We start from the raw sequence: 21,716 nt of genomic DNA, 5'->3' as shown, positions 1-21,716 counted from the left end.
CCGCGGGGTCGGGGTGCGCCGCGGCGCCGCCGCCCACCGCGGCAAGAGCGGCCATGGTGAGCCACAGCACCCTTGGGGGGCGCCTCATCACTTCGGCGTGCACCAGTGGTTGGAGCTGATCGTGTCGTTGAACGCCGGGTCGTTGTATCCGACGGGCGGCGCCGCCCCGAAGTCGGGAACCTGGTCGTTCCTGCCGAGGCTGTGATAGCGGCCGTTGTAACCGGCGTCCGTCCAGTAGTAGACCGTGCAGTCCCTGCCGCGGTTGGCGATGGAACTGATGCAGTCGTTCCAGGTGCCGCCGCGGCACTGACTCTGCGTGAAGCTCCTGAAGTTGGGGTTGTCGCCCGCGACGTGGCCCCGAGCCCCGCCGTAGTTGCTGTTCACCCAGAAGCACGTATCCCCGGCCGCACAGGTGATGAGCGGCTCCGCGTTGTTGTCGGAGTTCGCCGTGGCGGGTGCTGCGGTGAGACCGCCGAGCACCAGCAGCGCGGATCCTGCGGCTGCGGCCAGCGTCTTTCGCATGACTGTCCTCTTTTCTTTCGTGACCACAATCTGGCTGGGCAGCCCCTTTTGACATGCCGAGGCCACCGAGAACATCGGTCGTGTTCGTGCGCTTCATGCTCGCCACTTCGTATCGGAGGCCGCGATGGTTTCGGCTGTAGCCGAACTGTCTGCGGAAGAAAGGAAGTTGAAAGTCGCGCGGCCCGTTTGACCAATGGGGGGAGGACGTTTGCTGCGGCTGCACTTCACTGCCGAAGACCTGCTACGAGTGACGTTCGCGGCCGATCCCGCGCCGCTGATGGAACTGGGCTTCGCCGTGGCGTTGCTCCAGCGAGGGGCGGTCGCGCAGTTCGCTCGCTGGCAGCGGAAAACACGGGAGGTCTTGCCTCGCGAGACGACCGCCCTGTTCGGTCTGGTACCTCCCACGGCGCGGGGCCCGATGTTCCTCGACCCACTCAGCAAAGGGCTTGAGGACGGGCTCCACCGGATCCGAGCGACACCCCCCGCCCGTGTGCGGGCCGAACTCGACCGGGTGTGCCCCACGCACCGTCCGGTCACCCCGTGGATCAAGGATCTCGCCGCTCAGGAGCGGGGGGCCTGGCAGATCCTCGAACACGCCCTGCGTACGGCGCACTCAGCGCTGGTCAACGAGCCCTGGAGCCGTATCGAGGCCGGCTTTCACGCTGAACGCGCCTGGCGTACACGGCTTCTGGCCAGAGACGGCATCCGTACGACACTGGCCGGACTCGCGGGCGGCGGCAAGTGGGAAGGAACCACACTCGCCTTCCCTCGACCCGATGACACCGACCTCGCCCTATCGGGTCACGGCGTGGTGCTCCTGCCGTCCGTCCTGTGGTCCAGGCCGATGGTGGCTCTGTACGACGACGCGCCCAGCATCCTGATCTATCCGGGCGTCACCGCGCTTCCATTGCTGGAAGAGGTCCCTGCCGATCCCCTGGGTGTCCTGCTGGGCCGCACGCGGGCAGCAATCCTGGACCTTCTGCCGCGTGAACACAGCACGTCGGACATCGCCAAGGAGCTGGGCATCAGCAAGTCCTCCGCCTCCGAGCACACCAAGACACTCCGGGACGCCCGCCTCATCGTCACCCAGCGCGACGGCAAGGCCGTCTGGCACTCCTGCACACCGCTCGGCCTGGAACTGCTGCGGGGAGCAGGTACCGCCGGGTAAGAGGGTGGCCGCTCGCAGTGGCAGCCCCGAGAAGCCCCAGGCTCGGAGCAGGTACGTGCATGAGCCCAACGGCCTGCGTCCGTAGAGGCGTGGGAACAGGGACGAGCGGTCAGTGCTCGATGACCTCGAAGATGTCGGTGTACGTCTCGCGCTGCCACTGGGGCAGATCGTCGTAGTCCAAGACGTCGGCGGGCTCGGGTGCGCCGAAGTACTTGTACAACTGCGCGGTCCACGCGATGTCCACGAACCGGCTCTTCTCCTCCTTCGTCAGCCACAGAGTGGCGCCGTCCGAGACGGAGACGAACTGGACGATCTGCTCGTACACGGCACCGGCAGCCGCACGCTCCCACTCCGGAGTCTCGGCCCACGGCGCCACGAACGACGGCTCCGGCTCCCCCGGATGGTGCATTTTCACGGCAACGATCCACGCCTCACGGAACACACGGGCACCATCCATGGCGCCTCCCCCATTGTCAGCTTCCGGTCAGGACGTCGATCTCAGCGACCACGCCGAAGACCCGGCCGTCGCGGGAGAGGGCTTCCCATGCGATGCGCGCCGTCCGGGTCACCAAAGACTCATCGGCCCAATATGTGCCCGTAGTACAGCGCCCCCCGCAGGCCGAACAACCGTGCCGTCAGCGCCTTGGAGCCCGCGCCGGCACCGTTCGGCAGGGTCCACACACCGCCGGTGCTCCGGTTCTGGTCGTACTCCGCGCTGTCCTCGTTGTAGACGCCGACCGTGACATCGCCGTCCCCGTCACCGTCATAGTCCCCCAGGGCCAGCGCCGAGCCGAACTCGTCGTTGACCTCCGCCGCGCCCGGGATGCCGGTCGAGTCCTGGTGCCAGGCCGCCGACCTGGCGGTGCCCGAGGCGTCGAGCAGACCGTCCGGTCCCGAGGTCAGTACGGTGGCCGAACCGGCACGATCCGCCGTGCCGATGGCCTCGGCGGGCGTGCCCGCCACCAGGTCGTCCCGGCCGTCCCCGGTCAGATCGCCCGCGGCCAGCTTGATGCCGAAGTTGTCCGCGTCCTCCGCCGTTCCCGCGACGCCCGCGGTGTCCTGGCTGAGCGTGTGGGTGCGAGTGCCGAACCCCTCGGCGCCCCCGCCTCCGTAGAACACCCGCACCTTGCCGCCCTTGGCCAGCTCATTCGGGCCGCAGGCCCCGGTGGGCCGGTCGGCCTCGGCGGTGATCAGGCAGTGCCCGAGCGCCAGGTCGTCCACGCCGTTGCCGTCGAAGTCGCCCGCGGCGATGTCGTAGCCGGTGGCCGGGGACTTCCAGTACTCCTGCAGGGCCGCGCCGTTCCAACGCCACAGGGTGGTGCGCGAGTAGTCGTTGGAGTACGAGGAAATCGCCAGGTCCGTCTTGCCGTTCCCGTCGAAGTCCCCGGCCGCCAACCGGCCCGCGGTACCGCCGAAGCCGGTGTGCAGCAGGCTCGTCAGCGGCTTGTCCTCGGTGAGCGGGCCCGGCCGCAGGGTGACCTCGCCGAACTCCCCGTGGGGCAGGCCCACCGCCACGTCCACGGCGCCGTCCTGGGTGAAGTCACCCACGGCGAGCGAGGCCCCGGCGCCGCTGCCTGCCGGGCCCTGCGCGATCGTCCTGCCGCGCTCGAAGCGGCCGCTGGACGAGCCGTACAGAACGACCACAGCGCCGTGGCCCCTCGCCGCCGGGTCGCTGCCGACGTCCTCGCCGCTCACCCCGACGACGACGTCGGTGAAGCCGTCGCCGTCCACATCTGCCGTCGCGACGGAACCGCCGAACCCGTCGTTGTCCTCACTGGTGCCCGGCACGCCCGGGCTGTCCTGGCTGACCGAGGCAGTAGAGGTGCCCGCCCCGCTCGATCCGCCGTACAGCACGTGCAGGAAGCCCGCGGCCTTCTTGCCGTCGACGTCGCCGCGGGACACGCCGACCACGGCGTCCGCGTACCCGTCACCGTTGAAGTCGGGCCCCTGGACGGCCGCCGACGGCGCCGCGCCCGCCGGAGTGGTGAGCGCCGCCGACACCAGGACGGTGGCGGCGCCGAACAGGGCAGCCGAGAGTCTCTTACTGCGCACAGGTACTCCACATCACGAAGCGGGAAGATGAGTTCACCTACTGGAGGGCAGGGTCAGCGGACCCTTAACTGCCCATCACTTCGCCGTACTTGATGGCCCCGTGGGGCAGCGCGAAGCCGAACGGGGTCAGCGACTTGCCCAGCGGGTACGTCTCTTCGGTGCTGCTCGGCGCGAACCACACACCACCCGACCTGGGCTCACCGTCGTTCTCCCCGGGCGCGCTGACCGCGGTGTCCCACAGACCGTCGCGGTTGTAGTCGCCGACGGCCACCCTGGCGCCGAAGCGGTCGCCGGCCTCGGCGGTGCCGGGCATGTTCGGGGTGCTCTGGCTGCGGGCCACACCGCCATAGAGGCCGTGCTCCGTGCCGTTCATGGTGACGTACCCGCCCGCGTCCTTCACGCTGCCCACGTCCTCGCCGGGAACGCCGACCACCAGTTCCGGGCGGCTGTCGCCGTTCAGGTCGCCCGCGGCCAGCGCGGCGCCGAAGTCGTCGCCCTCCTCGGCGGCGCCGCCGACCTCGGGGTTCGACTGGGTGATGCACTCGTTGTCGGTGCCGAAGTCTGCGGTCTTCGACCCCTTGAGCAGGAGCACCGCACCACCCAGCCGGTCCTCGCAATGCGTGGTCTCCGACTCGGGGTTGGGCTGTACGAGGCCGACCGCGAGGTCGTCCGTGCCGTCCCGGTCGAAGTCGGCCGCCGTCAGCGCGCTGCCACGGTCGGCGTCAGCCCACCACTGTGCGGGCTTGGCCTGGTCGTCCCAGCGCGTGATGAAGGTGCCCGAATCCTCCATGGCCTGCCAGGTGGTGGCCAGATCGTCCCGGCCGTCGCCGTCGAAGTCGCCGCTGGCCAGGTCGCGGGTGGCACCGCCCATGCCGTAGCTGCGCAGGGTGGTGGTGGTCACCGGGTCGGCGGTGAGCGGGCCCGGGCGGAACCGGAGCGAGCCGCGCTCCTCGCCCCTTTCGCCGTACGCGAGGTCCGTGTCGCCGTCACCGTCGTAGTCGCCCGTGGCGATGGAGTCGCCGATCTTGCTGAACTCGCCCGTGCCCCTGGCCACGGTGGTGCCCTTGATGTTCCACCCCGAGCCGTCCAGGACGGTGATGGTGCCCTCGTCCCTGAGCTGCTCGGAGGTGAGCGACTCGCCGCTCGCGCCGACCGCCAGCTCGAAGACACCGTCGCCGTTCACGTCTACGGGTGCCACGGAGGAGCCGAAGCGGTCACCCGCCTCGGGCGTGCCGGGTATGCCGGCCTCGGCTTGGCTGATGACGCCGGTGGACTGGCTCGGGCTCTGCGGCCCTCCATAGATCACGCTGACGTAGCCGGCCTTGGCCTTGCCGTCCACCGTGGCGTTGGGCATGCCGACCGCGATGTCCGCGTATCCGTCACCGTTGAAGTCGAACCTCGCAGTAGTGACGGCCGCGGCGCTCCCGGCGAGCGGCAGGGTCAGACCGGCGGCGGTCAGTGCCGCCACGGTGGCGGTGGCGGCCAGGGTACGTACACGCACAGGGGAACTCCGGTAGTCGCAGGGGGAAATGAGGGGGAGGTGATGGGGAAGTGAGGGGGAAGGGCTTGCGGAGGTGTGACCCATGAGGCGTACGAAAGGTTGTGCGAAAGCGGCCGCTGGATGAACGTGGCCTACCTCACTGGGAGTTCGACGCGAGGCCTGCTCGCAAGAGGCATCAGCAGGCAGCAGGCGCAGAGGCGGGTCGGCGCCCCAGCCGCTGCCCCTTCCACTCAGCTCCGGTGCGGGCTTCGCCTTGCTGACTCTGCCGGTCACCGGGGTGTCGCGATCTTCGAGGTCCTGAGATGCTCGCGGGATGTGGCGTGAACGGATCCTGGAAGTGATGGAAGATGCGGAGCTCGCTGAGCCGGCGACCCGTGAGGCATTGGCCGAGGTCGAGCGTGCGCTGGTGCAGCCGCTTCCCGAGGATCTCGCCTTCTTGCTCCGTGAGTGCAATGGGGTGCGCGGGCACTACGACACCGACGTGGTGTGGAGTGCTGAGCGGATCGCCAAGGAGAACGCGTCCTTCCGTGCCTCTGCAGATTTCGCCGGGGTCTATATGCCCTTTGAGCCGCTGATGTTCTTTGGTGACAACAGCGGTGGCGACCAGTTCGCCTTCGTCAGGGTCCCGCTGCGTGACGATGTGTTCGTCTGGGATCACGAGACGGACGGGCGCTCAATGGTGGCGAACGGAATGGACGACTACCTGCGTCGCGCTCTGGAGGACTCCGGGGACTGGTGGCGGGACTGAGTATTCAGTTTTCGGGGTTTCGTCCCTGCGGGCCTGGGCCTGGGTCCGGGTGTGGGCGAGGTGGTAGGACTCGCTGTTGAACAGCCCCCGGCCCTGCTCGAAGTCGGGCAGCGCGTTCGGGTCGCCGCCGGATGGTGACGATCACTCGATTCCCAGGGGCGCGATGCCCAGGTCCTCCCGCATGAGGCGACGCATCCGAGCCATGGCCGCGCGCCGCTGCGCGACCAGAGGGGCCGCTTCGGCGGAATCGACGGCCACTCCTCGGGCGTAGGCGTCACGTATCGTCCGCAGGCAGTGAAAAGCCTGGTTCCCCGCGTCCACCACCTGCGGCGGGCCCACGAGCCAGAGACGTTCACTTGCCGTATAGATGCCGGTACTGCGGACGGCCTCTCGCACGGCCGCATCACGCGCCGACCCGGACATGTGATCGCCCAAGGCGACGGCCCGTATCTCTTCGCCTGCGGCCTTGAGGGCGGAAACGAACTCGGTGTACACCTCGCGCCGCAGTTCCAGAGCGTGCCTGGACTCCTCACGCCGCCACCGGTTGCGATCGGCGATCAGAGTGGCTGTGATGCCGATGCCGGCGCCGACCAGTGTGGAGAGCAAGGGTATCCAGTCCATGCGCCGCAGCTTGTCTGATCCAGTGCGCCGGCACCAGCGGCACTCCCCCCATGAACGGGGGCACGAAACCCGTGCCCGGTCCTTTCCTGGATGGCCAGTTCAGGACACTTCGCAGACCTGAACGATCTGAACCCGCACCGCGGCGAACCTTCCCAGTGGAGACTGCACCGCCATGTCCCGGATATCCGGAACTGGGCGTCTCGCCCCCGGTGTCGCGAGGGGTTCGATACGCGGCGTGACAAGAGTCGCAGCGATGTGTGCAATCAGTGAGGGACCTATGGGCGTGCAGGCCTGTGAACTCGGGCTTTACTGTTCGGTAACCCTCACAAGAAGCAAATTTCGTGCCCCCTGGCTGGAGATCCACTGCGTGCTAGCGTCCCGGGTCGCCGGGGGGCCGACACAGCTAGTGAGAGGAATCCCGTGGGTCACATGCACCACATGGCAGGAGGCTGGGCCACTCCGGTCCTGTCGTACGTCATGGCCGTCGTCGGTGCCGCGCTGGGACTGCGCTGCACCGTGCGTGCTCTGGCAGCCGGGGGGCGGTCCAAGCGGAACTGGCTGATCAGTGCCTCCGTCGCCATCGGCGCCGGCATCTGGACCATGCACTTCATCGCGATGCTCGGCTACACCGTCGACGGCACCGCGATCCGCTACGACATCCCGCTGACCCTGCTCAGCCTGGTCGTCGCCATCGCCGTCGTCGGCGCGGGCGTCTTCACCGCCGGCTACGGCAGCTCCCGGGTGCGCTCCATCGCACTGGGCGGCGTCGGCACCGGGCTCGGTGTCGCCGCGATGCACTACATCGGCATGGCCGCCGTCCAGCTCAACGGCTCGCTCTCGTACGACCCCGCGCTCGTCGCGCTCTCCGTCGGCATCGCGATCGCCGCCGCATCCGCCGCCCTGTGGGCCGCACTGTCCGTGCGCGGGCCCGCCGTCGCAGCCATCGCCTCGCTCGTCATGGGGCTCGCGGTGAGCAGCATGCATTACACGGGCATGGCTGCCGTCACGCTGGACGTGCACGCCAGCACCGCACCCCTGCAGGGCGCGAGCGCCACCGCCTTCATCCTGCCGCTCGCCGTGGTGCTCGGCTCCTTCCTCTTCCTTACCTGCGCGTTCGTCGCGCTGTCCCCCACGGCGCGTGAGCGCGCCGAGAGCGAGGCCGCGGCCCGCCCGCTGCACGAGGTCGAACTCCCGGTCGCCTGACCGCCGCCGGGGGCCGCCCGGAGGCCGTCAGGCCGACCCGGCCCGTTCCCCCTCTCCCCTCCGCCGCCCACTCGCGGCACGCCCGCCCCCACGTGCGCCGGAGCGCCGCGTTTCCCGGGGTCCGACGCAGCCCGCGCGTCCCCACACTCCTGCACCGCCAAGGAGACCCATCGTCATGCCCGTACGCCCTCTGGTGCCCGAACGCTGGCGCCCCAAATCGATCCGCGCGAAGGTCGTCACCCTGCTGACCGTGCCGGTCCTCTCGCTGATGGCGCTGTGGGGACACGCGGCCGTCACCACCGCCTCCCAGGTCTCCTCCACCGAGCAACTGCGCCAGATCAACTCGACCTTGGTGCGGCCCGTCGCGCACTTCACCTCCGCCGTACAGGGCGAGCGGGCCGCGGCCCTGAAGTACCAGGCCACGCCCGGCGGCAGCGCCCGCCACGACTTCGACGCCGCGCAGGCCCGTACGGACAAGGCCGTCACGGCGCTGCGTGCCGGTGTCCGTTCCAGCAGCACCGACCTCGCGGCCCTCGACGCCGCGCTGCCCGGCCGGGTCCACTCCCTGCTCACGAGCGCCGGGGCGCTCAGTGAGCGGCGCGACAGCGCCCGCGACGCCTCCGCCGTGCTCTCCGACTACGGCACGGCCATCGACCGGGCCTTCGCGGTCCGCTCCAAGCTCGCGGGCGCCGACCAGCCCGACCGCGCCTCCGACACCCGTACCGTGCTCGAACTGGCCCGCTCCCGCGAGGCGTTGAGCCGTCAGGACGCTGAACTCGGCGCCGCGCAAGCGAGCGGGGCCATGTCCGCGGCCCAGCACCGTGCGTTCGTCGGCGACGTCGCCGAGCAGCGTGCCTTCGCCCACGCAGCGGTGTCCGACCTGCGGGCCGAGGACGCCGCCGCCTATCGCAAGGTGCTCGGCTCCCGCGCCGCCGCCGACCTCGCCACCGCCCAGGACGACGTCCTCGCCGCCGCTCCCTCCGGCGCCGCCACCGCGGTGACCGCAGAACACTGGAACTCCCTCGCCGGTCCCACCCTGTCCGGGCTCGCCACCGCGGAGCGCGGCACGATCGACACGGGCGCCGACGCACAGCCGTACTCCCTGTCGAACCTGGGGAGTTCCGGTCTCGCCGTATTCCTCGGCCTGCTCGGAGTGATCCTCTCGCTCCTGCTGTCCGTACGCATCGGACGCGGCCTCGTCGACGACCTGACCGGACTGCGCAACTCCGCACTCGACCTCGCCGCCCAGCGGCTGCCGGCCGCCATCCGCCGTATTCACGGCGGCGACGGACTGGATCTGGAGAAGGAAGCCCCGCTCTCGCAGGACCCGGTCCGGGACGAGATCGGCCAGGTCGGCGCGGCGCTGACCACGGTGCAACGGGCCGCGCTGCGCGCCGTCGCGGGCCGCGCCGCCGTGCTGACAGGTGTCTCCGGCGTGTACGTCAGCCTCGCCCGCCGCAGCCAGGTGCTGTTGCACCGGCAGCTGGAACTCCTCGACACCATGGAGCGCCGCACCGAGAACCCCACGGACCTGGAGGACCTCTTCCGCCTGGACCACCTGACGACGCGGATGCGCCGCCACGCCGAGTCCCTGCTGATCCTCTCCGGCTCCGCGCCCGGCCGCGCCTGGCGCAACCCGGTCCCGCTGATCGACACGGTCCGCGCGGGCATCGCGGAGACGGCGGACATCCAGCGGGTCCAGCTGCACGACATCCCCGACCTGCGGCTGGCCGGCACGGCGGTCGCCGACCTCATCCACCTCATCGCGGAACTCACCGAGAACGCCGCCGCCTACTCGCCGCCCCACACCCCCGTGGTGGTGCGCGGTGAGGAGGTCGGGGCGGGCGCCGTCCTGGAGATCGAGGACCGCGGTCTCGGCATGGGCGACGAGGCGCTCGCCGCGGCCAACGAGAAGATCCAGGCCGCGGACATCGACCTGCTCGACTCGCGCCAGCTCGGCCTGTTCGTCATCAACCGCCTCGCCGAACGCCTGCACGTCGACGTGACTCTGCGCCGTTCGGTGTACGGCGGCATCACCGCGGTCATCTTCCTCCCCCAGCAGCTCCTGGAGGCTCCGCACCCCGGCCTGCGGCCCCTGCCCGAGCAGGAGCCGCAACGCGCGGTGGAGCCCGGCGCCGAACCGGCCCCCGAGCCGACCGTCACGCGCATTCCCGCCCAGCGGCGCCGCGGCCAGGAACCGGCGGCCGCACCCGAGGCGCGACCGCGCCTGTCGCACAGCGACCCGGCGCCCCGCCAACTCCCCGTCCGCGCCCGGCACGCCGCGCCCGAGCTGCCCGTGACCCCGCCCGCACCCGCCGCGCGGCCCATGCCCGTACCGGACGAAGAAGACGGACTGCCGCGCCGGGTGCGTCAGGCCAGCCTCGCGCCCGAACTGCGCAACGACGAGGACGCGAGCGCGGGCCCGCACCCCGCGCAAGGTCCGGTCGCCCGCTCCCCCGAAGCCGCCCGCGCCACGATGGCGTCGCTGCGCTCCGGCCGGCGCCGCGCTTCCTCCACCCGCGACTCCCCCACCCGTGCCTCCTCCACCCGCGACGAACCAGCCGCCGGACCCGGCGCCCCCGACGCCCCGCCCCGCCACCACGCAGCGAACGACGAAGGGTCCCAAGACCGATGACGCCGACCTACTCCGTCACCACCCTGGGCAACCACAGCGACGACCACGGCGCCGGTCGCATCGACTGGCTCCTCGACGACCTCGTGGACCGCGTCACGGAAGTGCGCCACGCGGTCATGCTGTCCACCGACGGTCTGTGCGTCGGCACCTCGCACGGGATGGGCCGCGACGAATCCGAGCGCTTCGCCGCCATCGCCTCCGGCTTCCACTCGCTCGCCAAGGGAGCGGGCCGGCACTTCGAGGCGGGCGGCGTCGTACAGACGATGGTCGAGCTGCAGGGCGGCTTCCTCTTCGTGGTCGCCGCCGGTGACGGCTCCTGCATCGCCGTGTTCACCGACGGCCACGCCGACATCGGCCTGGTGGCGTACGAGATGGCGCTGCTGGTGGACCGGGTGCGCGAACACCTGAGCGTGCCGCTGCGGACGGACGGCACGCAGGCGCCGGACGGCGAGGACTCATGACGGACCGGCCACCCCACCGCCACGCCGGCGGCCCGGACGCCCGCTCCGCCGAGGCCTGGACCGACCGCTACGACGAAGAGGCCGGGCCTCTGGTCAGGCTCTACGCCATGACCGCCGGCCGCGCCCGTACGGACAACGGCGCCGAGCGCGTCGACCTGATGGCGATCGTCCGGCCCACCGCCGCCACCCCGCGCGGCCCGCTCCCGCCCGAGCGGCGCGCGCTGCTCGCCTTGTGTGCCCAAGGGGCGCGCCCTGTCGCGGACCTCGCGTCAGACTCGGGACTGCCCCTCGGTGTCGTCCGGGTCCTGCTCGGCGATCTCACGGCGCAGGGCCTGATCCACATCAGCCCGCCCGAGTTCACCGCAACCGGCACGAGCACCGGCACGAGCACCGGCACCGGCACCGGCACCGAGACCGGGAAACAACGTCCGCCCGCCCACCTCCTGCGAGAAGTGATCAATGGCCTCCGCGCACTCTGACCGCACGCGGCATTCGGCGCCCGCCGACTTCACCGCGCTCAAGCTCCTGATCGCCGGCGGCTTCGGCGTCGGGAAGACCACGCTGGTGGAGTCGGTCAGCGAGATCCGTCCCCTGCGTACCGAGGAACCCCTCACCGAGGCGTCACGCCCGGTGGACAGCCTGCAGGGAGTGGCCACCAAGTCCACGACCACGGTCGCCATGGACTTCGGCCGCATCACCCTGCGCGACGACCTCGCCCTGTATCTGTTCGGTACGCCCGGCCAGGACCGGTTCTGGTTCGTCTGGGACGAGTTGGCCACGGGCTCGCTCGGCGCGGTCGTCCTCGCCGACACCCGCCGGCTCGCGGACTCCTTCCCGGCCGTGGACTACTTCGAGAGCCGCGGCATCCCGTTCATCGTCGCCGTGAACTGCTTCGACGGGATCCGCAGCCACACCCCGGAGGCAGTGGCCCGCGCGCTCGACCTGAACCCGGACACGCCTGTCCTGCTCTGCGACGTACGTGACCGGGAGTCCGGCAAGGAGGTCCTGATCTCCCTGGTCGAACACGTCCTGAGCCAGGAGCTTGTCGCCCGCTGAGGCCCGGGCACGGTGCCTGCTCCAGCTCGGAAGGGTCCGTACCTCTCAAAGGGTGTGAGCGTGGCAGGGCCCGGGAAAATCGCGTGCCTTGTGCGGGGCGGAGCCCCAGGATGAGGAACATGACTGGTGCGACGGGCGTGGGGAGCCGGCAGGACGTGGGGAAGGCGGGGCGCCCGCTTGCCCTGGTCACGGGGGCAGGACGGTCGGCGGGGATCGCGGCGTCCGTGGTGCTGGAGCTGGCCCGGGCCGGTTGGGACGTGGCCTTCACGTACTGGACTCCGTATGACGCGCGCATGGAGTGGGGAACGGAGGCGGGTGCGCCCGAAGAGTTGCGGAAGCAGGTGGTTTCCCTTGGGGCGAGAACGCTTGCGGTCGAAGCGGATCTGAGCGACCCGGCCGTGCCGGCTCAGCTCTTCGACGATGTCGAGCGCGAGTTGGGGAACGTCACCGCGCTGGTGCTCTGCCATTGCGAGTCGGTTGACTCCGGCTTGCTGGACACCACGGTGGAGAGCTTCGACCTGCACTTCGCGGTCAATGCGCGGGCGACCTGGCTGCTGATCCGGGAGTACGGGCTGCGGTTTCGCGGACAGCATGGCAGCGGACGGATCGTCAGCCTGACCAGCGATCACACCGCAGGCAATCTCCCGTACGGGGCGAGCAAGGGAGCGATGGACCGGATCACGTTGGCCGCCGCCCATGAGCTCGCCCGCCTGGGAGTGACCTGCAACGCGATCAATCCCGGACCTACCGACACCGGGTGGATGACTGAGGAGCAGAAGGCGGACATGATCCGCTTCACTCCGCTGGGACGCCTCGGTGTGCCGCAGGACTGCGCGAATCTCGTCTCGTTTCTCTGCTCAGCGGAGGGTGGGTGGATCAACGGCCAGCTTCTCCAGAGCAATGGTGGTCTGGGGTGAGCCAAGCTCGCAATGAGAGCAAGTGGCAACGCCCGGACGGCCGCAGACCCCGCCCCTACACACGAACGGCACGCCTAGCGCCTCCCCAGCGCCAGATCCGCAGCCGTCCAGGCCAGTGCCGTCGCCCCGTCGAGCACCGCCCGGTCAGCGGCGGGGGTGATGCAGGCGGCGGTGAACTCTGGCTGGTGGTTGACGGTGCCTGGGCAGTCGAGGCCGAGCATGGGGTGGATGCTCGGCACGACGTGGGACACATTGCCCATGTCGGTCGCGGCGCCGACGGCGCCACCCGGCGGGAGCGGCGGGAAGCTGCGGCCGAGCGCCTCGGCGTTGGCTTGGTACAGCGAGAGCAGTGCTGGATCGGGGCGCAGGTCCGCGTAGTCGGGGCCGCCGGCGCTGATGGTCAGGTCGCATCCCGTGGCGAGTGCACCCGCCTCGAAGCAGCGGTGGACGCGCGGGGTCAGCCGGTCAAGGGCCTCTCGGGTCGCGGAGCGCACGATCCACCGGCCGTCGGTGCGGTCGGGGATGATGTTCGCCGCGCTGCCGCCGTCGGTCACGATGCCGTGGATGCGGTCGTCGCCGCGCGTCTGCTGGCGCAGCAGTCCGATGCCGACCTGGGCGAGCGTCATCGCGTCGAGTGCGTTGACCCCCTCCTCGGGCCAGGCCCCGGCATGAGCGGGTCGGCCTTGGTAGGAGATGTCGAACTGGGAGACGGCCAGGCCGGGCATGGCTGCCATCTCGGTGGCCGCGGGGTGGACCATCATCGCGGCGTCCAGACCGTCGAAGGCGCCGCGTTCCAGCATGAGGACCTTGCCGCCGCCGCCCTCCTCGGCGGGGGTGCCGAACACGGAGACGGTCAGTCCGAGGTCGTCCGCCACGTCGGCAAGGCCCACGGCGGCGCCGACGGCCGAGGCGGCGATGATGTTGTGACCGCAGGCGTGGCCTATGCCGGGCAGGGCGTCGTACTCCGCGCAGATCCCCACGTGGACCGGGCCGCTGCCGATCGTCGCGTGCACGGCGGTGGACAGGTCGTAGCAGCCGTGCCGGACCTCGTAACCCGCGCCGTCGAGTGCCTCTGCGACCCACTGGCTTGCCAGGGTCTCCTCGAAGGCGAGCTCGGGATGGGCGTGGATGCGGTGGGACAGGGACACCAACTCCGCACTGCCGCGCTGAATTTGGGCGGCGACCTGGCCCTTGTCCGATGTGCGAGGAGCGGTCATCAGCCGGCCTCGGCTATGTGGATGGAGGCGGGACGGGTGGCGGCGTCGTAGGCGGCGTGGGCCCCGGTGGCACCCATGCCGCTGATGCCCGCCGGTTCATATAGCCGTTCAGGGCCGCCGCCCTGCCACTGGTTCACCCACACCACGCCCACGGGCAGCCGTTCGGCTGCCGCGATGTGGTCGGCGTTCTCGGTGTAGACGGTGGCGGCCAGGCCGAACCGGGACCGGGCGGCGCGGTCGAGGCCCTCCTCGAAGGAGTCGACCACGACGACCGGGGCGAGCGGACCGAAGGTCTCCTCGCGCAGTACGGCCATCGATTCGTCCACGCCGGTCAGCACGGTCGCCGGATAGAAGAAGCCGGGGCCTTCAGGGACAGTGCCGCCCGTACGGACGGTGGCGCCGCGTGCCACGGCGTCGACGACGTGCCCGTGTACGAGGTCGCGCTGGGGCCGGTCGACCAGCGGGCCCAGCGTGGTCCGCTCGTCGCGGCCGTCGCCTAGCACGTGGCCGGCGGCCTGCGCCACGAGCGCCTCGATGAAGGGTTCGGCGATGGCGCGGTGGACGTAGATGCGCTCCATGGATGTGCAGATCTGGCCGGAGTTGACGAACGCACCGAACGCGACCGCCGCCGCCGTCCGTACCGGGTCGGCGTCGGCGTCGATCACGACCGGGTCCTTGCCGCCGAGTTCGAGCACGCTGCGGTGCAGCCGAGCGCCCGCGGCGGCCCCGACAGCGCGTCCGGCCGTGACGGAGCCGGTGAAGTGCACGAGGTGTACGTCCTCGTGCTCGGCCAGCGGGATGCCGGCCCTGGCGTCACCAAGGACCAGGTTCAGCAAGCCCGGTGGCGGGTCGAGCAGCTCGCACAGCCGGACCACGGACAGCGAAGCGCGCTCCGACGGCTTGACCACCACCGTGTTGCCCGCGGCCAGCAGGGGGCCGATCGCGCCGAGCACCATCGGCACGGGGAAGTTCCACGGGGTGATCACGGCGGCGGCGCCGAGCGGCCGCCGCACGATCCGGGTGGTGCTCCCACCGGGGCCCGGGATGCTCTGCTCGAACGCGTAGGAGTGGGCCTGGTCGGCGGCGGCGCGCAGCCCGAGGGCCGCGCCCTCGATGAACGTCCGACCGAGGCCGACCGGCTTGCCCATCTCCCGGCACTCCAACTCGGCAAGTTCCAGGGCGTGTTCCGTGACCGTGTCGGCCCAGCGGTGCAGCAGTTCGATCCGTTCGGCCAGCGTCCGCGCGGCCCACTTGGGCTGCGCGTCGACGGCGGCGCGGACGGCGTCGTCGACGTCCTTGGCCGATCCCCCGGGCCGGTGGGCGACGAGCTCTTCAGTGGCGGGATCGATGAGGGCATGGAGGGTCTTGTCGGCCGATTCCTGCCACGTGCCCGCTATCAGGTTCTGCAAGGTCTGCATGGAACTGGTGCTCCTTCGTGGGCCGTTGAGGAGGTCAGTGGAGGCGGTCCGCCATGAGTTCCCCGGCCATGATCGCGGCAAGATTCGTGTTGGCCCGGGGGACGGTCGGGAAGATGGAGGCGTCGACCACGCGCAGCCCCTCGAGGCCGTGCACGCGGCAGGCCGGATCGACCACCGTCGTCGCGTCATCCGGAGATCCCATGCGGCAGGTGCTCGTGCCGTGTTGCGCGTCGACCACATGGGTCAGCAGGTGGTCGTCCAGGCGTCCGTCGTCGTCGAGTGCGGCGAACAGGGCGGCGTTGTGCTGCGGGACGGGAGCCCGGACGATCGATGCCACCTCCGCGCCTGCGGCGAGCGCCGCCAACTCCCTTACGCCTGCCCGCAGTCGGGTCAGGTCGCGGGCGTCGGACAGCATGCTCTCGTGGACCTGGGGCTGCACGGTGGGGTCTGCGGAGACGAGAGCGAGGTGACCGCGGGAGAACGTCTGGTTCAGCCACACCCCGACCCCGCCCGCGGGCAGATCGGTGTCGGCCGCCGCCATGGACAGCACGTTCTGGTTCAGCGACACGAACATCATGTCGTTCACGTGCGCGCCGGGTCCGCTGGTGTAGCGGACGCAGACGTTGGTGTGCCGGTCGTCGGGCGTCTTGATGGCAGCTTCCCGGGTGAGCGGAAGTTCCAGGACGATCATGGGGTGGTCCTGGAGGCCGCTGCCGACGGGCAGGTCCGCCCGTACGGCGATGTCCAGCGCACGCAGCTGGGCGGACGGGCCGATGCCGGAGCGCAACAGCACGGCGGGAGAGTGGATCACACCGGCGCTCAGCACGATCTCGTCGCCGTATTCGGTCACCGTCGCCCCGTCGGCCAGTACGCGGACACCGACCGCGCGGTTGCCCGAGAACACGACGCGGTCCACCAGGGCCCCGCCGCGTACCGTCAGGGTCGCGAGGTCGCGGGCGGGCTCCAGATAGGCGTCGTTGACCGAGACCCGGCGCCCGGCCCGGGAGTTGATCGGGTAGGGCGAGACGCCCGTCGCACCGGGGGCGTTCACGTCCGGTGCCCAGGAGTACCCCGCGGCGCGTGCCGCCTCGTGGAGTGCGCGGTCAGCGCCGCCCCAACGGGCTTGCGGCGTACGGAAGATGGGGGTGGGTCCGGCGTGCCCGTGGTACGGCTCGGAGCCGAACTCCGCGTCGTTCTCCAGTTTCGCGAAGTACGGCAGCACGTCCTCGCGGGACCAGCCGGGGCAGCCCGCGGCGGCCCAGTCGTCGAAGTCCTCCATCGGCGGGCGAATCGCGATCTGCCCGTTGACCGACGAACTCCCGCCGACGCCACGGCCGCGCCAGTACGGGATCTGCGGTTGCCGATCGGTCCTGGTGGCGTTCAGGCCGGGCCACACCAGTTCCTGCGCGGCGGTCGGGTCCAGCAGGGCCCGGACCGGATTCGGGGAGCGCCAGACCTCCGGCATCTCGGCGGAGCGGTAGTCGGGTCCGGCTTCGAGCAACAGCACACGCCGCCCGGCGGCGGCCGACCGGGCGGCCAGCGCGGCCCCCGCCGACCCGGCACCCACGACAATCAGATCCCAGCCTGTTTCGGGCATACGGCACCTCCGGCAGTCAGATGAGCGAGATCCGCGACAGACTCGGATCGCCGTGAAAGGTAGACTGCAACCAGCTCAAAGTTCAGTCAAGAGTGAACGTTCAATTCACATTGACCGATCGCATGGACCGATCTCATCGGTTCATGGACCATTGATCCGAGGAGGCGCGGGTGTCGGCAGTGGGGGACGCGGGATCCGGGGACGCGGGATCGGGTAGCGCGGGATCCGGTGGCGCGGCCGCGCTCATCGAGGACTTCGGCCTGCACATCGGCCAGGCTATGGGGTGGCCCCGGATGGCCGGGCGTACCGCGGGAGTCCTGATGACGAGTCGGGCCCCTCTGACGCTCGCGCAGCTCATGGAGGTGCTCGGCGCCAGCAAGGGCTCGATGTCGGAGACGACGCGCCTGCTCATCACCAACGGCACGGTGGAGCGGTACAAGCCCACAGGGTCGCGTCAGTTCGTCTTCCGCTGGCGCGACGATGCCTGGGTGGGCTGCCTGCAGCACCAGCTCGAACAGACCGCGCAACTGCACGCCCTGGCCGAGCGGGCCCAGGGGCGGGCCGAGGGACTCCCACCTGAGCAGCGGCAGCGCGTGCGGCGGATGGTCGAGTACTACGCCTTCATGACGCAGCGGCTCGAAGTGCTCCTTGCGGAGTTCACGGCGAGCCAGGCGCCGGAGGCGTGACGGGGCACACCTCCGGTACCTCTGCATTAGCATCCAGGCATGGCTGACACTCCTGCGATCGACACGGTCGAGGGCGCAGTCGAGGGCGCACCGCGGTCATGACTGTCGACGACCAGGACTCTCGCCGGATCCACCGGCTGCCGGGGGATCGAAAGGCAGCCGCCGTCCTAAGCACCTGGGCTGCCGCGACGGACGAGAGCACCCTGGACGCCACTTACCTGGATCTCTCGGGCGCCGATCTCTCCGGCACCGATCTCGGCCTGGCCCTGTTCTGCCCATCCGTGGCGCGCGGCATCCGGCTGCGGGAAGCGGACCTGTACCGGGCGAACCTCGGGTGGGCAGACATGGAAGGCGCTGATCTGACGCGGGCAGTGCTGGTCAAGGCCGAGCTCACCGAGACCATCCTGCGCGCCGCGGATCTGACCGGTGCCAACCTGGGCAGCGCGGAACTGTACGACGTCGACGCGCGCGGAGCCTGCTTCCGCGCGGCCCGGCTGAACGGTGCCTCGCTGCTCGGCAACACCCGTCTGGAAGGCGCCGACTTGACCGACGTTTCCGTTGCGGACACCAGCTTCCAGGCCACCCTCGACGACGAGACGCGCGTGGCCGGGATGAGCGGCACCGTCTTCGGGCCCGCCTGTCTCACCACCCCGGACGGCACCCGGCACGAGCTGGCCGGCCTCGCGCTCGAACTGTGGCTGACCGAGCGCGGCGCAGCCGTCCACGTCCTCAACTCCCCCGCCGGCACCACGACGTATTACGCCCGCATCGACGACGAGTTCCCCCGCAGCCACCCCAGCGGCGTCGTCCGGCGCCGCCGCGCCGGACGCCTCGTACGGGACGAGGCCTTCACCCGCAACTTGCGCTGGGAGCCCACCGAGTACCTGCGCCTCTACGAACTCGGGCACAACGACACCGACCACGTCGAGATCAGCCAGGCCGAGGCCGACGCCTTCGTACGCCGCCTTCTCTCACGCCCCTGACCCGACCTCCATGGACGCCTTCCCGCCGTAAAGCCAGGTACGCGATGGCCCGGGCGCCCAGCGCACCCGTACGCAACCTCGGCGGCGCACCGCACCGCGCAAGTCTCCTCATGGAACCCGGCGAATACCTGCACCACATCTTCATGGTGGTCAGTCCTGTTACCCGGCTATGACAGAGCGATCTTGAGATGTCCGCCCACATCTAAGTAGGTTCAGCATGCACCGATTTTCTGTCACAAGCCGGCGCCCCGCGCCGGGAGGAGGGACGCATCATGGGTTCCCACGCCCGCCCCAACCGGCTGCACCGCACGGGGGCCCGGGTCGCGACAGTCGCGCTTTTCGGGGCCATCCTGCCGATCACCGCTGGTGGCATCGCCCAGGCAGCCACCCCCAGTGCCACGCAATCCGCCGATGAGAGCAACCGGGCGAGCGGTGAGGCCGCTGCTCCCGCCGGTCAGCACCAGGGCACGCTGGACACGAGAGTCGAGGACGCCCCCAGCATCAAGGCCGACCACGCCTTCCTGCTTGACGCCCGCGACGGCAGCCAGGAGCGGGAGTTGTGGGCCGGGGCCAAGGCTGACGAGAGCGTATCAATGGCCAGTACCACCAAGATCATGACTGCCGTGGTGGTACTCAAGCACCCGGAGTGGCTGGACCGGCAGATCACGGTGAAGCAGGAGTACCGGGACTACGTAACGGCGACCGGCGCCAGTACGGCCGACCTCCAGACCGGCGACAAACTGACCGTCAGGCAGTTGCTGCACGCCATGCTGATCCCGTCCGGGGCAGACGCCGCGATGGCCCTGGCCGACAACTTCGGCTCCGGAGACACCACGGAGGCTCGGATCGCCGACTTCGAGAACCAGATGAACACCGAAGCGCGGCAACTGGGCATGACCGGCACGCACTTCGACTCCTTCGACGGCATCTCGCACGGCGACAACCGCAGCACCGCCCGCGACCTGGCCAAGCTCGGCCAGCGCGCGATGTTGCAGCCGGTGTTCGCCGACGTCGTGAAGAACAAGCAGTTCAAGGCCGAGGCTCCAGCGGCCAACGGTCACACCCGGTACTACACCTGGGACAACACCAACGAACTGCTGAGCACGTACGACGGCGCCCTGGGCATCAAGACCGGCAGCGGTGCGGAGGCCGGCTACTCCCTCGTCTTCGCCGCCGAGCGAGACAACCGCACCCTGGTCGGCGCGATCATCGGGGCCGACAAGAACCGCTTCGACGACGCCACCAAGATGCTCGACTGGGGCTTCGCCCACTGACCGGACGGTCCACCGGGGCTGGTCGATCCACCAGGGTTGACCGATGCCGCCGTCTCATTGGCATGTTCTCTATGTGAGACGGCGCTCCGGGATCTCTACGGGGATGCCTATGGTGGTGCGCATGTTCGGATTCGCTCGTCAGCTCGCTCTCGCGCTCTTCGCGGCCACGCAGTGGAGCGTCGACGACGCACTCTGTCGCCGCTGACGCCTCGCGCTCTGCGCTCACGCGATCACCGCCTGTCCGATCCCCCCTCCCGTTCCCGGAGACCCCCTTGACCACCGCTCCCGCTGCCGGGGCGCCGTCCCGGACCGCCCTGCTCAGCCCTGCTCCCACCTCCGCTCCCGCCCCTGCGACCGAGGCCGCGCCACCGGTCCGGCGGGTGCCGCTGGCGGTCGCCGGCGCGATCGGGGTCGCCCTCGCCGGCTATGTCTTCGCGGAGCACGGGGCCAAGCCCGGCGTCCTCCTGCTGCTCGGCATCGGCCTCGGGTTCGCCCTGTTCCACTCCCGGTTCGGCTTCACCTCCGCCTGGCGGCAGCTGGTGGCCGTCGGCAACGGCACCGGGCTGCGTGCCCACACCCTGCTGCTCGGCACCACCGCGACCCTCTTCGCCCTGGTCATCGGCACCGGCAGCGGCCTGTTCGGTTCCGTCCCCGCGCCCAGCGCCGGGCCGATCGGAGTGGCGCTGCTCATCGGCGCCTTCCTCTTCGCCATCGGCATGCAGCTCGGCGGCGCCTGCGCCTCGGGGACTCTCTTCGCCGTCGGTTCCGGCCAGGGCACCATCGTGCTCACCCTCTTCGGCTTCATCACCGGTTCCACCCTCGCCGCCTGGCAGTTCGGCCTCTGGAACAAGCTGCCCGCGCTCGACCCGTACGTGATGTCCGACCACATCGGCTGGTTCGGCTCATGGGCGGTGACGATCGCGGTACTCGCCGGGATCTGGTTCATCGCCCGTGCCGTGCAGGCCCGCCGCACTCCCCCGCCGGTCGGCACCCCGCCATCAGCGCGCGGCGCCCTCCGCCGTACTGTGCGGGGTTCTTGGCCGTTGGCCGCGGGAGCCGTCGTGCTAGCCCTGCTCGGCGCGGGTGTACTGCTCGTCTCGGGCGGCGCCTGGGGTGTCACCAGCGCGTTCGCCCTGTGGGGCTCGAAGGTCGTGGGCGCGCTCGGCGGCTCGCCGGAGACCTGGGCGTTCTGGCAGCAGCCCGACAGCGCGGCCCAGCTGTCGGGGCCGGTGCTCGCCGACAAGAACAGCCTCACCGACATCGGCATCATGGTCGGCGCGGCCGTCGCCGCGGCCGCGGGCGGCGTGTGGCAGCTGCACCGCAACATCCCCGCCCGCACGGCGCTCGCCGCTGTCATCGGCGGCATCCTGATGGGCGTCGGCGCCCGCCTCGCCGGCGGCTGCAACATCGGCGCCTACCTTGCCGGTATCGCCTCCGGATCCCTCCACGGGTGGATCTGGGCCATCGTGGCCATCCTCGGCACCTGGGCGGGCCTGCGTCTGCGCCCGCTGTTCGGCCTGGGCAACCCGAAGCCGACGGACAGCGTCTGCTGACCTGACGGCCTGCACCACCACCCCCAACTACCCGACGTCGGCGCGCTGTTCTTACGCAGGCATCCGCCGATCCAGGCCGCAAGCGTGCCTCCAGGGGGTTCGAC

Annotated in this window: 20 protein-coding genes; 12 read left to right on the top strand and 8 right to left on the bottom strand. The window is 70.5% G+C overall.

What is annotated here, in order from left to right:
- Window positions 1-87: 87 nt before the first annotated feature.
- Window positions 88-522 carry a peptidase inhibitor family I36 protein gene (locus AB0E78_RS36100; RefSeq protein ID WP_361842073.1) on the bottom strand — a complete coding sequence of 145 codons (435 nt, stop codon included), beginning with the start codon at window positions 520-522 and terminating at the stop codon, window positions 88-90.
- Window positions 523-730: 208 nt separating this feature from the next.
- Here AB0E78_RS36100 and AB0E78_RS36095 point away from each other — a divergent pair, with 208 nt between their 5' ends.
- Window positions 731-1,690 carry a winged helix-turn-helix domain-containing protein gene (locus AB0E78_RS36095; protein WP_361842070.1) on the top strand — a complete coding sequence of 320 codons (960 nt, stop codon included), beginning with the start codon at window positions 731-733 and terminating at the stop codon, window positions 1,688-1,690.
- Window positions 1,691-1,799: 109 nt separating this feature from the next.
- On the opposite strand, the gene AB0E78_RS36090 is transcribed toward AB0E78_RS36095, so the two are convergent.
- The 3 genes from AB0E78_RS36090 to AB0E78_RS36080 all read right to left on the bottom strand — a co-directional run bounded on the left by AB0E78_RS36090 (window position 1,800) and on the right by AB0E78_RS36080 (window position 5,243).
- The gene (locus tag AB0E78_RS36090; RefSeq protein ID WP_361842067.1) at window positions 1,800-2,147 is read right to left on the bottom strand and encodes a hypothetical protein; all 348 of its coding nucleotides are present in this window, start codon (window positions 2,145-2,147) and stop codon (window positions 1,800-1,802) included.
- 119 nt (window positions 2,148-2,266) lie between these two features.
- Window positions 2,267-3,742: an FG-GAP and VCBS repeat-containing protein gene (locus tag AB0E78_RS36085; RefSeq protein ID WP_361842064.1), complete on the bottom strand. Its 1,476-nt coding sequence runs from the start codon at window positions 3,740-3,742 to the stop codon at window positions 2,267-2,269.
- Window positions 3,743-3,806: 64 nt separating this feature from the next.
- Complete coding sequence (locus AB0E78_RS36080) at window positions 3,807-5,243, bottom strand: FG-GAP repeat protein (protein WP_361842061.1); 1,437 nt, start codon at window positions 5,241-5,243, stop codon at window positions 3,807-3,809.
- Between the two features lie 313 nt (window positions 5,244-5,556).
- Between AB0E78_RS36080 and AB0E78_RS36075 the strand changes: the two genes are divergently transcribed.
- On the top strand, window positions 5,557-5,991 hold the full coding sequence (locus tag AB0E78_RS36075; protein ID WP_361842059.1) for an SMI1/KNR4 family protein: 435 nt from the start codon (window positions 5,557-5,559) through the stop codon (window positions 5,989-5,991).
- 141 nt (window positions 5,992-6,132) lie between these two features.
- Here AB0E78_RS36075 and AB0E78_RS36070 read toward each other — a convergent pair whose 3' ends face one another.
- The gene (locus AB0E78_RS36070; protein WP_361842056.1) at window positions 6,133-6,612 is read right to left on the bottom strand and encodes a hypothetical protein; all 480 of its coding nucleotides are present in this window, start codon (window positions 6,610-6,612) and stop codon (window positions 6,133-6,135) included.
- A gap of 420 nt (window positions 6,613-7,032) precedes the next feature.
- Here AB0E78_RS36070 and AB0E78_RS36065 point away from each other — a divergent pair, with 420 nt between their 5' ends.
- The 6 genes from AB0E78_RS36065 to AB0E78_RS36040 all read left to right on the top strand — a co-directional run bounded on the left by AB0E78_RS36065 (window position 7,033) and on the right by AB0E78_RS36040 (window position 12,884).
- Complete coding sequence (locus tag AB0E78_RS36065) at window positions 7,033-7,815, top strand: MHYT domain-containing protein (protein ID WP_361842053.1); 783 nt, start codon at window positions 7,033-7,035, stop codon at window positions 7,813-7,815.
- A gap of 175 nt (window positions 7,816-7,990) precedes the next feature.
- Window positions 7,991-10,450 (top strand): nitrate- and nitrite sensing domain-containing protein, encoded by a 2,460-nt coding sequence (locus tag AB0E78_RS36060; protein ID WP_361842050.1) that lies wholly within the window; start codon window positions 7,991-7,993, stop codon window positions 10,448-10,450.
- Window positions 10,447-10,911, top strand: coding sequence for a roadblock/LC7 domain-containing protein (locus tag AB0E78_RS36055; protein WP_361842047.1), 465 nt, complete (start codon window positions 10,447-10,449; stop codon window positions 10,909-10,911). Before AB0E78_RS36060 ends, AB0E78_RS36055 begins: the two co-directional genes overlap by 4 nt.
- Window positions 10,908-11,390, top strand: coding sequence for a DUF742 domain-containing protein (locus AB0E78_RS36050; RefSeq protein WP_361842044.1), 483 nt, complete (start codon window positions 10,908-10,910; stop codon window positions 11,388-11,390). The genes AB0E78_RS36055 and AB0E78_RS36050 overlap by 4 nt, the downstream gene beginning before the upstream one ends.
- A complete protein-coding gene (locus AB0E78_RS36045; RefSeq protein WP_361842041.1) occupies window positions 11,371-11,967 on the top strand; it encodes an ATP/GTP-binding protein in 597 nt (198 codons plus the stop codon). The genes AB0E78_RS36050 and AB0E78_RS36045 overlap by 20 nt, the downstream gene beginning before the upstream one ends.
- Before the next feature lie 119 nt (window positions 11,968-12,086).
- Window positions 12,087-12,884 carry an SDR family oxidoreductase gene (locus tag AB0E78_RS36040; protein WP_361842038.1) on the top strand — a complete coding sequence of 266 codons (798 nt, stop codon included), beginning with the start codon at window positions 12,087-12,089 and terminating at the stop codon, window positions 12,882-12,884.
- Window positions 12,885-12,958: 74 nt separating this feature from the next.
- Here AB0E78_RS36040 and AB0E78_RS36035 read toward each other — a convergent pair whose 3' ends face one another.
- Genes AB0E78_RS36035 through AB0E78_RS36025 form a run of 3 tightly spaced genes read right to left on the bottom strand, consistent with a single transcriptional unit; the run spans window position 12,959 to window position 17,116 of the window.
- Window positions 12,959-14,101 carry a M20 family metallopeptidase gene (locus AB0E78_RS36035; protein WP_361842035.1) on the bottom strand — a complete coding sequence of 381 codons (1,143 nt, stop codon included), beginning with the start codon at window positions 14,099-14,101 and terminating at the stop codon, window positions 12,959-12,961.
- Window positions 14,101-15,519, bottom strand: coding sequence for an aldehyde dehydrogenase family protein (locus AB0E78_RS36030; RefSeq protein WP_361842032.1), 1,419 nt, complete (start codon window positions 15,517-15,519; stop codon window positions 14,101-14,103). Before AB0E78_RS36030 ends, AB0E78_RS36035 begins: the two co-directional genes overlap by 1 nt.
- Before the next feature lie 34 nt (window positions 15,520-15,553).
- Window positions 15,554-17,116 carry a GMC family oxidoreductase N-terminal domain-containing protein gene (locus AB0E78_RS36025; protein ID WP_361842029.1) on the bottom strand — a complete coding sequence of 521 codons (1,563 nt, stop codon included), beginning with the start codon at window positions 17,114-17,116 and terminating at the stop codon, window positions 15,554-15,556.
- 170 nt (window positions 17,117-17,286) lie between these two features.
- Here AB0E78_RS36025 and AB0E78_RS36020 point away from each other — a divergent pair, with 170 nt between their 5' ends.
- The 4 genes from AB0E78_RS36020 to AB0E78_RS36005 all read left to right on the top strand — a co-directional run bounded on the left by AB0E78_RS36020 (window position 17,287) and on the right by AB0E78_RS36005 (window position 21,612).
- Window positions 17,287-17,802 carry a hypothetical protein gene (locus AB0E78_RS36020; protein ID WP_361842026.1) on the top strand — a complete coding sequence of 172 codons (516 nt, stop codon included), beginning with the start codon at window positions 17,287-17,289 and terminating at the stop codon, window positions 17,800-17,802.
- Between the two features lie 98 nt (window positions 17,803-17,900).
- A complete protein-coding gene (locus AB0E78_RS36015; RefSeq protein ID WP_361842023.1) occupies window positions 17,901-18,785 on the top strand; it encodes a pentapeptide repeat-containing protein in 885 nt (294 codons plus the stop codon).
- Between the two features lie 272 nt (window positions 18,786-19,057).
- Window positions 19,058-20,059, top strand: coding sequence for a serine hydrolase (locus AB0E78_RS36010; RefSeq protein ID WP_361842020.1), 1,002 nt, complete (start codon window positions 19,058-19,060; stop codon window positions 20,057-20,059).
- A 272-nt stretch (window positions 20,060-20,331) separates the two neighbouring features.
- The gene (locus tag AB0E78_RS36005; protein WP_361842017.1) at window positions 20,332-21,612 is read left to right on the top strand and encodes a YeeE/YedE family protein; all 1,281 of its coding nucleotides are present in this window, start codon (window positions 20,332-20,334) and stop codon (window positions 21,610-21,612) included.
- Window positions 21,613-21,716 lie beyond the last annotated feature (104 nt).

The sequence above is a fragment of the Streptomyces sp. NPDC032198 genome (genome assembly GCF_040636975.1).
Classification (GTDB): domain Bacteria; phylum Actinomycetota; class Actinomycetes; order Streptomycetales; family Streptomycetaceae; genus Streptomyces.
This window is presented reverse-complemented; position numbering and strand designations above follow the sequence as displayed.

Bases quoted from the DNA above. Each gene is read 5' to 3' on its own strand.
- AB0E78_RS36070 (WP_361842056.1), bottom strand. From the start codon at position 6,612: ATGGACTGGATACCCTTGCTCTCCACACTGGTCGGCGCCGGCATCGGC.
- AB0E78_RS36060 (WP_361842050.1), top strand. From the start codon at position 7,991: ATGCCCGTACGCCCTCTGGTGCCCGAACGCTGGCGCCCCAAATCGATC.
- AB0E78_RS36015 (WP_361842023.1), top strand. From the start codon at position 17,901: ATGACTGTCGACGACCAGGACTCTCGCCGGATCCACCGGCTGCCGGGG.
- AB0E78_RS36055 (WP_361842047.1), top strand. From the start codon at position 10,447: ATGACGCCGACCTACTCCGTCACCACCCTGGGCAACCACAGCGACGAC.
- AB0E78_RS36045 (WP_361842041.1), top strand. From the start codon at position 11,371: ATGGCCTCCGCGCACTCTGACCGCACGCGGCATTCGGCGCCCGCCGAC.
- AB0E78_RS36010 (WP_361842020.1), top strand. From the start codon at position 19,058: ATGGGTTCCCACGCCCGCCCCAACCGGCTGCACCGCACGGGGGCCCGG.
- AB0E78_RS36025 (WP_361842029.1), bottom strand. From the start codon at position 17,116: ATGCCCGAAACAGGCTGGGATCTGATTGTCGTGGGTGCCGGGTCGGCG.
- AB0E78_RS36040 (WP_361842038.1), top strand. From the start codon at position 12,087: ATGACTGGTGCGACGGGCGTGGGGAGCCGGCAGGACGTGGGGAAGGCG.
- AB0E78_RS36035 (WP_361842035.1), bottom strand. From the start codon at position 14,101: ATGACCGCTCCTCGCACATCGGACAAGGGCCAGGTCGCCGCCCAAATT.
- AB0E78_RS36050 (WP_361842044.1), top strand. From the start codon at position 10,908: ATGACGGACCGGCCACCCCACCGCCACGCCGGCGGCCCGGACGCCCGC.
- AB0E78_RS36075 (WP_361842059.1), top strand. From the start codon at position 5,557: ATGTGGCGTGAACGGATCCTGGAAGTGATGGAAGATGCGGAGCTCGCT.
- AB0E78_RS36100 (WP_361842073.1), bottom strand. From the start codon at position 522: ATGCGAAAGACGCTGGCCGCAGCCGCAGGATCCGCGCTGCTGGTGCTC.
- AB0E78_RS36030 (WP_361842032.1), bottom strand. From the start codon at position 15,519: ATGCAGACCTTGCAGAACCTGATAGCGGGCACGTGGCAGGAATCGGCC.
- AB0E78_RS36090 (WP_361842067.1), bottom strand. From the start codon at position 2,147: ATGGATGGTGCCCGTGTGTTCCGTGAGGCGTGGATCGTTGCCGTGAAA.